The 14,090-nt window shown below is 74.3% G+C and carries 12 protein-coding genes; 4 read left to right on the plus strand and 8 right to left on the minus strand.

All coding sequences use genetic code 11. From position 1 onward, the window contains the following. Positions 1-183: 183 nt before the first annotated feature. From cseC to ACIQU6_RS21975, 5 genes are all read right to left on the minus strand, one after another. Positions 184-1,488 (minus strand): two-component system sensor histidine kinase CseC, encoded by a 1,305-nt coding sequence (gene cseC / locus ACIQU6_RS21955; RefSeq protein WP_403483333.1) that lies wholly within the window; start codon positions 1,486-1,488, stop codon positions 184-186. Between the two features lie 8 nt (positions 1,489-1,496). Then, a complete protein-coding gene (gene cseB, locus ACIQU6_RS21960; RefSeq protein WP_403483334.1) occupies positions 1,497-2,207 on the minus strand; it encodes a two-component system response regulator CseB in 711 nt (236 codons plus the stop codon). Between the two features lie 10 nt (positions 2,208-2,217). Beyond that, positions 2,218-2,877 carry a hypothetical protein gene (locus ACIQU6_RS21965; RefSeq protein WP_403483335.1) on the minus strand — a complete coding sequence of 220 codons (660 nt, stop codon included), beginning with the start codon at positions 2,875-2,877 and terminating at the stop codon, positions 2,218-2,220. Positions 2,878-3,139: 262 nt separating this feature from the next. Continuing rightward, positions 3,140-3,691 carry a SigE family RNA polymerase sigma factor gene (locus ACIQU6_RS21970; protein WP_403483361.1) on the minus strand — a complete coding sequence of 184 codons (552 nt, stop codon included), beginning with the start codon at positions 3,689-3,691 and terminating at the stop codon, positions 3,140-3,142. Between the two features lie 596 nt (positions 3,692-4,287). Then, positions 4,288-5,247 carry an A/G-specific adenine glycosylase gene (locus tag ACIQU6_RS21975; RefSeq protein WP_403483336.1) on the minus strand — a complete coding sequence of 320 codons (960 nt, stop codon included), beginning with the start codon at positions 5,245-5,247 and terminating at the stop codon, positions 4,288-4,290. A 141-nt stretch (positions 5,248-5,388) separates the two neighbouring features. On the opposite strand from ACIQU6_RS21975, the gene ACIQU6_RS21980 reads away from it, so the two are divergent. From ACIQU6_RS21980 to ACIQU6_RS21990, 3 genes are all read left to right on the plus strand, one after another. Beyond that, positions 5,389-5,922 carry a pyridoxamine 5'-phosphate oxidase family protein gene (locus tag ACIQU6_RS21980; RefSeq protein WP_403483362.1) on the plus strand — a complete coding sequence of 178 codons (534 nt, stop codon included), beginning with the start codon at positions 5,389-5,391 and terminating at the stop codon, positions 5,920-5,922. A 195-nt stretch (positions 5,923-6,117) separates the two neighbouring features. Next, positions 6,118-6,939 carry a hypothetical protein gene (locus tag ACIQU6_RS21985; protein ID WP_403483337.1) on the plus strand — a complete coding sequence of 274 codons (822 nt, stop codon included), beginning with the start codon at positions 6,118-6,120 and terminating at the stop codon, positions 6,937-6,939. A gap of 164 nt (positions 6,940-7,103) precedes the next feature. Beyond that, positions 7,104-8,090 (plus strand): NAD-dependent epimerase/dehydratase family protein, encoded by a 987-nt coding sequence (locus ACIQU6_RS21990; RefSeq protein ID WP_403483338.1) that lies wholly within the window; start codon positions 7,104-7,106, stop codon positions 8,088-8,090. 265 nt (positions 8,091-8,355) lie between these two features. Here the strand turns inward: ACIQU6_RS21990 and disA are convergent, their stop codons facing one another. Further along, complete coding sequence (disA, locus tag ACIQU6_RS21995; protein WP_403483339.1) at positions 8,356-9,477, minus strand: DNA integrity scanning diadenylate cyclase DisA; 1,122 nt, start codon at positions 9,475-9,477, stop codon at positions 8,356-8,358. A 130-nt stretch (positions 9,478-9,607) separates the two neighbouring features. Then, positions 9,608-11,020: a DNA repair protein RadA gene (gene radA, locus ACIQU6_RS22000; RefSeq protein ID WP_403483340.1), complete on the minus strand. Its 1,413-nt coding sequence runs from the start codon at positions 11,018-11,020 to the stop codon at positions 9,608-9,610. Between the two features lie 199 nt (positions 11,021-11,219). On the opposite strand from radA, the gene ACIQU6_RS22005 reads away from it, so the two are divergent. After that, a complete protein-coding gene (locus ACIQU6_RS22005; RefSeq protein ID WP_403483341.1) occupies positions 11,220-13,040 on the plus strand; it encodes a sigma-70 family RNA polymerase sigma factor in 1,821 nt (606 codons plus the stop codon). Positions 13,041-13,140: 100 nt separating this feature from the next. Here the strand turns inward: ACIQU6_RS22005 and ACIQU6_RS22010 are convergent, their stop codons facing one another. After that, a complete protein-coding gene (locus tag ACIQU6_RS22010; RefSeq protein ID WP_403483342.1) occupies positions 13,141-14,034 on the minus strand; it encodes a hypothetical protein in 894 nt (297 codons plus the stop codon). Positions 14,035-14,090 lie beyond the last annotated feature (56 nt).

Genomic DNA, 14,090 nt, shown 5'->3' on the forward strand with positions numbered 1-14,090 from the left:
GAGCAAAGCCCCGGGCATTCCTCAATTGACTGACCAGAGGCGCCCGCACCGAGGACGTACCCCGGGACAGCCCCTCCGGCCCCACCCACGGCGAGAAGCAGCGAAGCGCCCGCCCCCACCGGACAGCAGTCGACCACCAGCCGACCACCAGCCACGTACCGACCAGCAGCCGACCACCAACCGTCAGCGATCCGGTAGTTGGATCACCGGAAAGCTCCCGGTGGCCGTGGGCGCGTTCTCCGGCAGCCACAGCACCGACACCGCCCCCGTAGACCCGTCCGTCAGCTCGTCCGCGTTGCGGAACGTCAGCCGCGCCCCCAACACCCGAGCCTGCCCCACCGCGATCGTCAGCCCCAGCCCGTGCCCGACCCCGGCCCGATCGCTGCTCCCGGTGCGGAACCGACTCGGTCCCTCCCGCAGCAACGCCTCCGGGAACCCGACCCCGTGGTCACGCACGCGGATGACCCGGCCCTCCACCGTGACCTCGATCGGCGGCTTGCCGTGCCGCGTCGCGTTGGCGATCAGGTTCCCCAGGATGCGCTCCAGCCGCCGCGGATCCGTCGACACCTCGGCATCCCGCAGGATGTCGACCACGACCTCCGGATCCAACGCCCGCACCCGCCGCGACACGAACTCGCCCAGCGCCACGTCCTGCAACTCGGCCCGCTCGGCATGCCCGTCGAGCCGCGCCACCTCCAACACGTCCTCGACCAACGTCCGCATCGCCTGCGCCCGATCCCGCACCAGCTCCGACGGCCGTCCCGGCGGCAGCAGTTCGGCCGCCGTCAACAGCCCCGTCACCGGCGTCCGCAACTCGTGCGCGATGTCCGCGGTCACCCGCCGCTCCGCCTCGATGCGCTGCTGGAGCGCGTCGGACATGGCGTCCACCGCCCACGCCAGATCGTCCGTCTCGTCGCGGACCCGACCCCCGCCCACCTCGTCGCGAATCCGCACCGAGGTGTCGCCGTCCGCCAGCTTCCCGGCCGCCGCCGCGGCCTTCCGCAGCCGCTTCGACAGCCGTCCACCGACCAGCACACCCAGCGCGCACCCGCCGACGACCACCGCCGTGGAGCCGATCAACAGCGCCTGGTCCAGGTCGTCCAGCACCTGAAAACGATCGGGGAAGCGGTCGTGGATCGACAGCACCCGCCCGTTGCCGAGCGGCGAGGCGGCCCACACCTCGGGCGCGGTCTGCCCGGTGTCCTCCAGGAACGTGGCCCGGTCGCCCTCCGCGACCTCCTTGCGGAGCGCCTTCGGCAGCGCCGGATCGTCGATCTTCGCGCCGAACTGGAGGCGGTTGGTGGACTCGTAGATCTTCTGCGTGAAGTTGAGCCGCTCGATCTGCACATCGCGGCTGTTGTCGAGCATGGAGACCCGCGCGGCGTTGTGCACGACAAGACTCAACGCCACCGCGACCAGCGCCCCCACGAGCGCGATCGCGGCGCTGAGTTTCCATCTCAGGCCCGTTCGCAGGGCCAGCCTGACCACCTGCGGAGTCAGCCTCTCAGCTTGTATCCGAAGCCGCGGACCGTCTCGATCCGGTCCTGGCCGATCTTGCCGCGCAGCCGCTGGACGTGGACGTCGACGACCCGGGTGTCGCCGCCCCAGCCGTAGTCCCAGACCCGCTCCAGCAGCCGGTCGCGGGAGAGGACGGTGTTGGGCGCGGTGGAGAACTCCAGCAGCAGCCGCATCTCGGTGGGCGTCAGCGCCACCGTCTCGCCGCCCTTGCGGACCTCCATGCCCTCGGTGTCGACCTCCAGATCGCCGAAGCGCAGCAGGGTCTCGGTGAGGCCGTCGTCCTCCGCGGCGGCCGCGCCCGCGCGGTCCGGCCCGCTGGCGTGGCCGAAGCGGCGGAGCACCGCGCGGATCCGGGCGACCAGCACCGCGCCGTCGAACGGCTTGGTGACGTAGTCGTCGGCGCCGGCCTCCAGGCCGAGCACCACGTCGATGGAGTCGGCGCGCGCCGACAACATGATCACGGGGACGGTGGACTCGTCGCGGATCCGCCGGCAGAGGCTGACGCCGTCGAGCCCGGGGACCATCACATCGAGCAGGGCGATATCGGGACGATTGGCGCGGAACGCCTCCAGACCCGAGAGCCCGTCGGGCATGGCGGTGACCACGAAACCGTCGCGTTCCAGCGCGAGTTGGGTGGCCTCGCGGATGACGTCGTCGTCCTCGACGAAGAGGACATGGGTGTCAGCCATGGCGGTGTCTCTAGCCCTCCGTTCCCGTGGAGCCGTTGCCGGTGCCGACGTTGCCGTCGTCGGGGGTCTCGTCGACGGTGGTCTTGCTGTAGTCGGTGTGGTACCGGTCGTACTCGGTGAAGTGGTCGTTCGCCCAGCGATACGTCATCACATCTTCCCCCGAGGGGCAGCACACCTTGTCGCCGGCTTCGTAGGTCTGCTTGGAGACCTCCAGCTCGCCCTTGCTCACTCCGGCGTAGACCGACGGCTGTTCGTTCGTGTACACGTTGTCATACCCGTCGGTGGCGCCGGCCTTCGCGCGGTAGACGTACGTGCCGATGCCGACGGAATCCGCGCAGGTCATCACGTTGACGATGACGTCCGGGGTCTTGCCGCCGGTCAGTGAGGCGTAGGTCACCTCTATCGGGTACTCGTGCGCGGCGCAGGGCTTGGCGACGGCCCGCTTCACGTCCGGGCCGACCTTGGGGTCGTCGGCGAGCAACTGGACGGCGTTGACCTTCTTGTAGTGCGCGCTCGGGCTGGGCGCCGGGGTCGCGCTCATCGCGCCCCGGGGCGCGGGGGTGTGGCTGGCGGCGCCTTCCTTGCGTATGCCCTCGCCACCGGGGTTGCACCCGGCCAGCAAAAGGCCGACGGCGGCCACGCCCGCCGTGGCCGCGCCGCCCTTGGTCAAACCGCTTCTGGTCAGGCTTCTGGTCAGCCTGTATCTGGACAATCCGCTCCCGCTCACCGTGCCGCTCGCTCAGCCGCCGATCCCGTTGTCGCCGTGCGCCCGGCCGCTGCTCCTGTGGAGATTGTCCCGCGCCGAGCTGTGTGCCGGGCTGTGGGCTTGATTACGTCACCGGTCGTGTCGGTCGTGCCGGGGTTGCCGGCCGTGCCGGACGTGACGCTCGGGCCGCGCGTGCCGGGCACGTCGGTCGTTCCGTCGGCGCCGGTCAGGCCGCGCACCGCTCCCGCTCCTGCTGCCCACGCTCCAGTACCCGGGCGTCTATGTCGCGGCTCTCCAGCTCCTGACGGAGGCGGGCGAGGGCGCGGTGCAGGGTGCTCTTGACGGTGCCGGTGGACATGCCGAGCGCGGCCGCGGTCTCCTCGGTGCTCATCTGCTCCCAGTGCCGCAGCACGACGACGCTGCGCTGCTTCGGGGCGAGCACGCCGAGGATGTCCATCAACAGGGCCCGGTCGGCGCGCTGTTCGGTGCCGTCGTCGACGCTGGCGTCGGGGAGCTGCTCGGTGGGCACCTCTTCCAGCTTGCGGGCGCGCCACCACTCGGTGCGGGTGTTGATCATGACGCGGCGGAGGTAGGCGTCCGCCAGCGACTTGTCCGCGATGCCGTCCCAGCGGCCGTAGGTGCGGACCAGTGCCGTCTGGAGCAGGTCCTGGGCGTCGACCGGATCCGGAACCAGGCGCCGGGCGCTGCGCAGCAGGGCATCCTGCCGGGTCCGCACGTACTCTTCGAAGTCCAGTACCTTGCCGCCGCTGGTCGCCATTCCGACGCCTCCGATCCGCTTGCGTTTCCCCGCGTTGTCCGTGCCGGCGGTCATCTCCAGCACGGGAACGACGCTACGGAGGGGGTGTTGCGACGTAATGTGCGTCGGACCCTCAGGGAGTGCACGGAAGACCGTCGGTTGTGTAACAGCGCGCCGGGGGTCATACCTGGGGCCGACGGGGCCCGTGACGGCGTCATACTCCCGACGGAGGCCGGGCCCCCACCTGGGGGGACAAAGGTCCTGCGGGGCGCGGCGGAAAGTGTCCGAGCCGGCCGACGAGCGAGGGAACGCGCCTTGTTCGGGCGTAATCCGGCCAGTTCGGCGGGGGATCGGTTTCCGCTGGGGCGGCCGTCCCGGTTCTCTTCTCTGTTCTCTTCGTGCGCTCTGTTCTCGTCGTACGTTCTCTTCGTGCGGCGTCCGTCGAGGGGCGGGCGCGCCGCCTCCCGTCCCGGTGGGGACGAGCGACGGGCGCGGCCCCTGGGGAGGGACCGCGCCCGAGAAGACGAGGAGAACGGCGGGGACGTCACATGACGAGACCGTGACATACGCGACTCTGACGCCGTGTTTCGGACGCCCCGGCGGCGTCCACGGTCAGGTCAGGAGTGCGGCAGCCGGTAGCGGCCACCGCCCAGTGGCTCCACCAGGCCGTCCGACACCAGCCCGTCCAGGGCCCGGGCCCGCTGCACCGGCTCGTCCCACACCTGGTCCAGCACGCCCTGCGGCACGGGCGTGACCGCGTCGCGCAGCACGGCCAGCAGCTTGCCGCGCACCTGCCGGTCGGTCCCGGCGTACGCCTGGGTGCGGCGCGGCGGGCCCTCGTGGGCCGGCGACCCGGCCAGCCGCCAGGCGCACTGCGCGGCGATCGGGCAGCGGTGGCACTCCGGGGAACGGGCGGTGCACACCAGCGCGCCCAGCTCCATGGTGGCCGCCGCCCAACGGGCCGCGAGGTCCTCGTCCTCGGGGAGCAGGGCGCGGGCCAGCTTGCGCTCGGCGGCGGTGGTGGCGTTCGGCGGGTACTGGCGGCCGGTGACCGCGCGGGCGAAGACCCGCCGCACGTTGGTGTCCAGCACCGCGTGCCGCTGCCCGTAGGCGAAGGAGGCGACGGCCGCCGCGGTGTACTCGCCGACGCCGGGCAGCGCCAGCAGCTGGGCGTGTTCACGGGGGACGTCGCCGCCGTGGCGCTCCTGTATGGCGGAGGCCGCGGCGTGCAGCCGCAGCGCGCGCCGCGGATAGCCGAGCCGGCCCCAGGCGCGCACCGCCTCGCCGGGCGGCTCCGCGGCGAGGTCGGCGGGCCGCGGCCAGCGGGCCAGCCACTGCTCGTACACCGGCAGCACGCGGCTGACCGGCGTCTGCTGGAGCATGAACTCGCTCACCATCACGCCCCACGCGCCCGCCTCGGGGCGGCGCCAGGGCAGGTCGCGTGCGTGCTCGGCAAACCAGTCGGTGACGGGGCGGTGCAGCCCGGTCCCGTCCGCGGCCTCCGCGGCCGATGCGGCGGCGGAGGCGTTCTCGGCGGCGGCGGTCATGGCACTGGGAATGGCAGGCGTGGAAGTCATGGCACTGCCGATCCTGGCACGCCCGCCCGCCCCCGGGAAACGCACCCGCCCCGCCCCGCCGCGCGCCCACCCACACGCAGGAAGGGGCGGGCAGTGCGCAGGGGGTGGCAGGGGCGTACGAGGATGGGTGGCGTGAGCGATATGGGCGGCAGCGTGGAGAAGCGGACGAGCGGCGGGCAGAGGGGCGACGACCGGGACGCCGGGGATAGTGGGGGCGCGGCGTGTCCGGTCGGCATCCGGCGGGCGTTGGACGCGCACACCACCGTGACGCTGGCGTACGCGGACGAGGACGGGCCGCAGGCGTGCGCGGTGCTCTACGCGGCCGGGGAGGCCGCCGACGGGACGCCGACGCTGTACTTCGTCACCGCCACGAGCACCCGGCACGGTCGGGCCCTGGGGGAGCCCGGTGCGCGGGTGGCGTTCACGGTGCAGCGGGACGGCCAGGAGTGGAGCGGGCTGACCGGGGTTCAGGGGCGGGGCGGCTGCCGTCCGTTGAACGGGGACGAGCGGGACGCCGGGTGGCGCGTCTACACGGCCCGGTTCCCCTTCGTCGCGGCCGACGAGCGGCTGCGCGCGGCCCTGGAGCGGACCGCGCTGTGGGAACTGCGCCCGGACTGGCTCCGGTTGATCGACAACACGCAGGGTTTCGGCCACAAGGAAGAGTGGCGGGCGTAGGCGCAACGGCGCGACAGCGGGCGGGCGGCCGCGGTTCCCGCGCCCCCGTCTCGTCGTGCCGTTGTCCCGTTGGGCGGCGCACGGGCGTTGGGGAGGGGTGCCACGGACCGTCGCCGGGCCGATGATGGGAAAAGTTGCAGCCTGATGCGGCGGGTACTGGCCGGTGCCGGTCCGGATCTCTCGTAGAGTTTTCGCGTGGGATCACTGCGCAATCCGATCGGGCCGCTTCCGTCCTCCATCTACTGGCGGCGGAGGGCCGTTGCGCTGGCCGTCGCCGTCCTCCTGATCGCCCTGGTGGTGTGGATCCTCACGCTGGGCGGGGGCGACGAGAAGACGGCCAACGAGGGCAAGGGCGCGCAGGGATCCGGACCCGCCGCCTCCATCACGCCGGGGCCGGCGCCGAGCGGGCCGGCGATCAGTCAAAAGCCGGGCGGCCGCGACGAGTCGGGCGCCGGCGGGGCGTCGGGGTCGGGTGGCGGGACCGCGGGCGGCGCGGTCGGCGGCGGAAGCGGAGGTTCCGGCGGCGGTTCGGCGGCCGGCGGTGCCGGTTCCGGCGGCACCCCGATCGGTCAGCCGGCGGGCGGCGACGCCCCCGTCGCGGCGGGCGCTTCCCTCCCCAACTGCGCATCCGGAACGGTGGAATTGGCGCTGCGCAGCCTCAAGGACTCCTACGCGCCGGACGAGACACCCAAGTTCGAGCTGAAGGTGACCAACTCCGGGGGCGCGGCCTGCAAGGTGGACCTCGGGCGCAAGGCGACGGTGCTCACCATCAACGACGCCACGGCCGACGACCGGGTGTGGGCCTCCGACGACTGCCCGTCGAACAGCTCCCCGGCGCTGCTCCAGGTGCCCGCCAAGGGCACCGTGACCCGCACCGTCGAGTGGGACCGTCGGGCCAGCGGCCCTCAGTGCGCGACGCCGAGCGCGGCGGCGGTGCCGGCCGGGAAGTATCTGATCGAGGCGAAGGTGCCCGGGCTGACGGCGGCGAAGACGTCGTTCGTGCTGGCGAAGGGCTGACGGCCGCGGGCCGGTGGTCGGCGGTCCGGGCTGCCGGTCGGGACGGCCGTGGGGCGTTGCCGGGACGGCCCGGAGGAGGGGCCTCCGGAAGTTCCGCCCGTAGGGGATTCGCTGAGAGCGTGCGCCGCTGGTGACGTCCGGGCCGCTGCGGCACAGTCGCCGTCATGAAGCTACTGATTCTGGGCGGTACGGAGTTCGTGGGGCGGGCGGTCGCCGAGGCGGCGCTGGCCCGGGGTTGGGACGTGACGGTCTTCAACCGGGGCCGGCACGCGGCGCCCGAAGGGGTCACCGTGCGACACGGCGACCGGTTGGCGGCGGGCGGGTTGGCCGCCCTGGAGGACGGCGAGTGGGACGCCGTCGTGGACACCTGGAGCGCCGCGCCGGTCGCGGTCCGGGACGCCGCCCGGCTGCTCGCCGGCCGGGTCGGGCACTACGCCTACGTCTCCAGCGCCTCGGTGTACGCCTTTCCGCCGGCCCAACGGATCAGCGAGGCGGCCGCGTTGGTCGCGGGCTCCCCGGACGACGCCGACGCCGACGACTACGCGCGGGCGAAGCGGGGCGGCGAACTCGCCGCGGCCGAGGCGTTCTCGGACCGGGCGCTGCTGGTCCGCGCCGGGCTGATCCTCGGCCCGTACGAGAACATCGGGCGGCTGCCGTGGTGGTTGACCCGGATCGCCCGCGGCGGGCCGGTCCTCGCACCGGGCCCGCGCGACCTGGCGCTCCAGTACATCGACGCCCGCGACCTGGCGGAGTGGATCCTCGACGCCGTACGGGACGGGCGGTCCGGTGGCTACAACCTCGTGAGCGAGCCCGGGCACGCCACGATGGGCGAGCTGCTGGAGAGCTGCGTACGGGTCACCGGCTCGTCGGCCGAACTCCGGTGGACGGCACCGGAGGACGTCCTCGCGGCGGGCATCGCGCCGTGGACGGAGCTGCCGATCTGGCTGCCGCAGGGCGGGCCGGAATGCGAGGCGTTCTACCGGGGCGATGTCGGCAAGGCGTTGGCGTCCGGGCTGCGGTGCCGGCCGGTCGCCGAGACGGTGGCGGACACCTGGGAGTGGCTGCGGAGCATCGGCGGGGTGGCGCCGCAGCGGCCGGACCGGCCGGCGGTGGGGCTGCCGGAGGAGAAGGAGGCGGCGGTGCTGCGGTAGGCCGCGGCCTGCGGTGGGGCGGGGTGGGGCGGGGTGGGGCCTTAGGGGGGTGCCGAACGCATCCCGTAGGGGACGTGAGCGCCCCCTGTGGGGCCCTCAACGCGGGGGTGGGGGCGGGTATTCCCGTTCCGCGGGCGCGATGCCCGGTGCACCGCCCGAGGCGATGCCCGGTGCGCCGCCCAACGCGACGCCCGGTGCGCCGTCAAGCGATGCGGGGCGAGGCGTTGCGACCTGGCCTGCCCCGCCCGTCCCGCCGCCTGCCCCGTTACACGTACCGTTCCAGGATGGAGGACTCCGCCAGGCGGGAGAGGCCCTCGCGGACCGAGCGGGCGCGGGTCTCGCCGACGCCTTCGACGGCCTGGAGGTCGTCGACGGAGGCCGCGAGGAGCTTCTGGAGGCCGCCGAAGTGGTCCACCAGGCGGTCGATGACCGCGCCGGGGAGGCGGGGGACCTTCGCCAGCAGCCGGAAGCCGCGCGGCGAGACCGCCGAGTCCAGCGTCTCGGGGGAGCCGCTGTAGCCCAACGCGCGGGCCACGATGGGGAGTTCGAGCAGCTCGGTGTGGGTGAGCGCGTCCAGCTCGGCCAGCGCCTCGGGGACCGTGCGGGAGCGCTTGGCGGTGGGCTCGGGGACGTAGTCCCGGGCGACCAGCTCGCGCTCCGGCTCCACGCCGGCGATCAACTCTTCGAGCTGGAGGGCCAGCAGGCGGCCGTCGGTGCCCAGTTCGACGACGTACTCGGCGATCTCGGTGGCGATCCGGCGGACCATCTCCAGCCGCTGGGCGACCGCGGAGACGTCCCGGACCGTGACCAGGTCCTCGATCTCCAGGGCGGAGAGGGTGCCGGCGACCTCGTCGAGGCGGAGCTTGTAGCGCTCCAGGGTGGCCAGCGCCTGGTTGGCGCGGGAGAGGATCGCGGCGGACTCCTCCAGCACGCGGCGCTCACCGTCCACGTAGAGCGCGATCAGGCGCATGGACTGGCTGACCGAGACCACCGGGAAGTTGGTCTGGATGGAGACCCGCTGGGCGGTGCGGTGGCGGGTGCCGGTCTCCTCGGTGGGGATGGAGGCGTCCGGCACCAACTGGACGCCGGCGCGCAGGATCTTGGTGATGTCCTTGTCCAGGACCAGGGCGCCGTCCAGCTTGCACAGCTCGCGCAGGCGGGTGGCGGTGAACTCCACGTCGAGGACGAAGCCGCCGGTGCACATCGATTCGACGGTCTTGTCGAAGCCGAGGACGATCAGGCCGCCCGTATTGCCGCGGAGGATGCGCTCCAGGCCGTCGCGCAGCGCCGTACCGGGCGCGACGGCGCTCAGCGAGGCGCGCATCAGGCTCTCGGTGCCGGTCCCTGCGGACCTGCCGGGAGACGACGCCCGGTCGTTCGCTGCCACTGCACTCCTCCGTCGCATGGTCGGTCGGTCCGGGCCGCCCGGCCGGTGCCGCGGTGCGTACCGAGGAGAGTACCCAGGAGCTACGCAGCCGGCGGTGGGACGGCGGTGACGGGCGAGACCGGGGCAAAGTCTACCGGCGCGCCTCCTCCTCCCGCGGGGCCTCCCGGCGGACCCGCTTGGGCAGCACGGACAGCGCCTCGCCGACGTCGGCGACCTCCAGGACCCGCATCCCGGCGGGGATCTTGCCGGGGTCGCCGGGGACCAGGGCGTGGGTGAAGCCGAGCCGGGAGGCCTCGGCCAGGCGGCGCTGGACGCCGGTGACCCGACGGACCTCGCCGGCCAGGCCGACCTCGCCGATGGCGACCAGGTTCTTCGGCAGCGGGGTGTCGCTGGCGGCGCTGGCCAGGGCGAGGGCGACGGCGAGGTCGGCGGCCGGCTCGCTGAGCTTCACGCCGCCGACGGTGGCGCTGTAGATGTCGCGCTTGCCGAGGGCGCTGATCCGGCCGCGCTGCTCCAGGACGGCGAGCATCATCGAGACCCGGGAGGTCTCCAGGCCGGAGGTGGTGCGGCGGGGGGAGGGGATCTGGGAGTCGACGGTGAGCGCCTGGACCTCGGCGACCAGGGGGCGGCGGCCCTCCAGGGTGACCGTCAGGCACGTCCCGGGAACGGGCTCGGCGCGGCGGGTGAGGAAGAGGCCGGAGGGGTCGGCGAGGCCGGTGATGCCCTCGTCGTGCAGCTCGAAGCAGCCGACCTCGTCGGTGGTGCCGTAGCGGTTCTTCACGCCGCGGACGAGGCGGAGCCGGGCGTGCCGGTCGCCCTCGAAGTGCAGCACGACGTCGACCAGGTGCTCCAGGAGGCGGGGGCCGGCGATGGCGCCGTCCTTGGTGACGTGGCCGACCAGGAGGGTGGACATGCCGCGCTCCTTGGAGGCCCGGATCAGCGCGCCGGCGACCTCGCGGACCTGGGCCATGCCGCCGGGGGCGCCGTCGATCTCGGGGGAGGCGACGGTCTGCACGGAGTCCAGGATCAGCAGTGAGGGCTTGACGCTGTCCAGGTGGCCGAGGACGGCGGAGAGGTCGGTCTCGGCGGCCAGATAGAGGTCGTCGTCGAGGGCGCCGATGCGGTCGGCGCGTAGCCGGACCTGGCTGGCGGACTCCTCGCCGGTGACGTAGAGGGTGCGGTGCTCGGCGGAGGCGGCCTTGGCGGCGACGTCCAGCAGGAGGGTGGACTTGCCGACGCCGGGCTCGCCGGCCAGCAGCACCACCGCGCCGGGGACCAGCCCGCCGCCCAGCACGCGGTCCAGCTCCGGCACGCCCGTGGTGCGGGCGGTGGCCTGCCTGCCGTCGACCTGGCCGATGGGCAGCGCGGCGGTGGTGACCCGGCCGGGCGCGGTGGTGCGCACCGCCGGGGTGCCGCCGAACTCCTCGACCGTGCCCCACGCTTGGCACTCCGGACAGCGGCCGAGCCACTTGGCGGTGGTCCAGCCGCACTCCGTGCAGCGGTACGAGGGGCGCTCCTTGGCCGACGCTTTACGAGTTGCCATGACGCCAACCGTAGCGGCGGGGTGTGACAGCGGGGGGTGTCGGTGGCAGTTGCGCCGGGCGGGTGGCGTGCGCCGAGCGCGCGCCGCGGCCGAATAGCAGATCTGTGTCCTCTTTTGAGGGAGATGGTCACCCGTAAGGGTTAAAAGTGACCCTGCCGCGCGGGCGTGGCTGCATCATCCGCCTACCGTCGCCGGGGTGATGAGCAGCAGGCCCGAGCACCCTACGCACACCACCGGCGCACTCCGGTCGCGCACCGCCGAGCCGCGTCGGCACCGGCCGCAGACAGACGGGCGGCCCCGCCGCCCCGAGCACCAGGACCGCTACGAGCCCCATCTGGACGGGCTGTTCACCTACTGCCTGTCCGTGCTGTGCGAGCACGACGCGGCGGCCGCCGTACTCGGCGAGACGCTCGCGCTCGCCGAGCGCCAGCACGGCCGGCGCCCCGACGACGCCACCCGCTTCCGCCCCTGGCTCTACGCGCTGGCCCGTTGGGCGTGCCTGCGCCGGCTCGCCGAACAGGCCGGCCCGGGCGCGCCCCACCCCGCCGACCCCGGGCGGACCCCGGCGCGGCAGCGGGAACTGTCCGCGCTGGCCTGGCCGGAGGCGGCCGGCACCACCCCCGAACAGCGCGAGGTGCTGGAGCTTTCGGTGCGCCACCGGCTGACGCCGGACGACATCGCCGCGGTGACCGGCGCCGACCCGACCGCCACCCGCACGCTGCTGGCCGCCGCGTCCTGCGAGGTGGAGCGGACCGGGGCGGCGCTGGCGGTGGTCGAGTTCGGGCGGTGTCGGGACGTCGCGCGGCTCGCCGGCGGCAGCCAGCTACTGCTGGGCGCGACGCTCCGCCGGGAGCTGGTGCGGCACGTCGACGACTGCGCGGAGTGCCGCCGGACCGCCGAGCGGGCCACCGCCGCCGGGCCCTGGCCGGGCACCGCGCCGGCCGCCCACGGCGCGTTGCCGCTGGTCGCCGCGGACCGTTCGGCGGTGTGCGCGGCGCTGGTGGCGGCCCGGGCGGCGCGGTCGGGGCGGGCGGAGGGCGTGCCCGGGGCCGGCCCGGCCCCGGGCGGCCGGAGCGGTGGAGCAAACGGTTCTCCACGCTATGACCGCCGGGGATTCCCGGTCGCCCCCACGGACCGCACCGCCCGCCGCCGGCGGCTGCGGCACCGCGCGTTGACCACCACCGTCGTGGCGACCGTGCTGGCCGCGCCGGTGTTCGCGCTGTGGGCGGCCTACCGCAGCGTCCCGGAGACGGCTGGGGCGAACGTGCTGTCGACGACGGTGGCGGCCAACGCGGTCGAGGGCGCGGTGACCGGCGACCGGCTGGACGGCCGCCCGTACGAGAACGCGGGCAACGCCCGGCCGACGTCGCCGCGGCCCACGACCCGGGCCGGCGAGGGGGCGTCGGACGTCTCCGTCGCGGTGCTGGGTGCGGGCGCCGGTCCGACGCCGCCCAGCGGCCGGGAGGAGCGCGGGCCGGGGCGGCTGACGGTCGCCGCGCAGCCGGACGCCGGCACCACGGCCATCACGATCAGGGCCTCCGGTGCCACCCCGGTGCACTGGCGGGCGTCGTCGCGCGCGCCGTGGATCCAAATGAGCCATACCGCCGGGGAGTTGAAACCGGGGCAGAAGGTACGGATCACGGTCTACGTGGATCACGACCGGGAGCCCGAGGGCCGCTGGCGGTCCGCGATCATCATCGAGCCCGGCGGCACCATCGTCACGATGAAGGGGCACGGGGCGACGGAGCCGGCGCCGGGGCCGGGGCCGGAGGAGGCGACGGGGACGGCCGGTTCGGCGGCTCCGCGGCCCGCACCCGCGCCGTCCTTCCACCCGACGCCGCGGTCCACGGGCGGCGGGGCCACGGGGCCGGCGCCCTCGTCGTCTACGGGGGCGTCGCCGTCGGCCGCGCCCGGGAATCCGTCGGCGCGCACCACCGGGGGCACGGGGACGGGCACCGGGGCGGGCGGCCGGGCGACTCCGCCGGTGCGGCCGTGGCACACGACGCGGCCGGCGACCTGAGGCGAGGGGCGGCCGCGGGCGGCTACTCGCCGTCGGCAGGCGGGAGTTGGGCCGCGGCGCCGGGGACGGCGGCCGCGGCCCGGGGGGCGTGGAGCGGTGGCTACTGCGCGCCGGCGGCCCGCGGCTTGGGGTCGGCGGGGTGCGGGGCCATCGGCAGCTCGGACGCCAGCCGCTGCTCGCACAGCTCGACCAGCTTGGCGTAGCCGGCCTCGCCCATCAGCTCGGTCAGCTCCGGCCGGTACGTGACGTAGACCGGGTCGCCGGCGCCGTGCGCGGAGGTCGCCGAGGTGCACCACCAGTGCAGGTCGTGGCCGCCCGGGCCCCAGCCGCGGCGGTCGTACTCGCCGATGGTGACCTGGAGGATCTGGCTGTCGTCGGGCCGGTCGATCCAGTCGTAGGTGCGGCGGACCGGGAGCTGCCAGCAGACGTCCGGCTTGGTCTCCAGCGGCTCGCGGCCCTCGCGGAGCGCGAGGATGTGCAGCGAGCAGCCGGCGCCGCCCTTGAAGCCGGGGCGGTTCTGGAAGATGCAGGAGCCCTGCCAGCGGCGGGTCTGCCGCTCGCCGTCCTCGTCCACCTCGGTCCAGCCGGTGCCGGTGCCCACGTCGTGGAACTGCCATACGTCGGGCGTGAGTCGCGCCACGTGCTGGGCGACCCGCTCCTCGTCCTCCTCGTCGGAGAAGTGCGCGCCGAGCGTGCAGCAGCCGTCGTCCGCCCGGCCGGCCTGGATGCCCTGGCAGCCGCTGCCGAAGATGCAGGTCCAGCGGGAGGTCAGCCAGGTCAGGTCGCAGCGGAAGAGCTGCTCGTCGTCGCCGGGGTCGGGGAAGGTGACCCAGGCGCGGGCGAAGTCGAGGCCGACCTCGTCGGCCGTGGCCCCGTCGCCGGACTGCGTGGCCGCGGCGGCGTCGGCAGCCGCGGCGGCCTTGGCGCGCCGCTTTTCTTCCTTCTTCAGGGCCTTTTCGGCTTTTTGGTGCTTCGCCTGTTTCGTCTTTGCCACGGGTCCAGCGTACGGCCGGCGCCGAGTGTCTCCCGCCGCGGCAGTAGGTTTCCACG

It is taken from the genome of Streptomyces sp. NPDC090442 (assembly GCF_044769405.1).
Taxonomy (GTDB): Bacteria; Actinomycetota; Actinomycetes; order Streptomycetales; family Streptomycetaceae; genus Streptomyces.

Bases quoted from the DNA above. Each gene is read 5' to 3' on its own strand.
- cseB (WP_403483334.1), bottom strand. From the start codon at position 2,207: ATGGCTGACACCCATGTCCTCTTCGTCGAGGACGACGACGTCATCCGC.
- radA (WP_403483340.1), bottom strand. From the start codon at position 11,020: ATGGCAACTCGTAAAGCGTCGGCCAAGGAGCGCCCCTCGTACCGCTGC.
- ACIQU6_RS22005 (WP_403483341.1), top strand. From the start codon at position 11,220: ATGAGCAGCAGGCCCGAGCACCCTACGCACACCACCGGCGCACTCCGG.
- ACIQU6_RS21970 (WP_403483361.1), bottom strand. From the start codon at position 3,691: ATGGCGACCAGCGGCGGCAAGGTACTGGACTTCGAAGAGTACGTGCGG.
- ACIQU6_RS21980 (WP_403483362.1), top strand. From the start codon at position 5,389: ATGGGCGGCAGCGTGGAGAAGCGGACGAGCGGCGGGCAGAGGGGCGAC.
- ACIQU6_RS21975 (WP_403483336.1), bottom strand. From the start codon at position 5,247: ATGACTTCCACGCCTGCCATTCCCAGTGCCATGACCGCCGCCGCCGAG.
- ACIQU6_RS21990 (WP_403483338.1), top strand. From the start codon at position 7,104: ATGAAGCTACTGATTCTGGGCGGTACGGAGTTCGTGGGGCGGGCGGTC.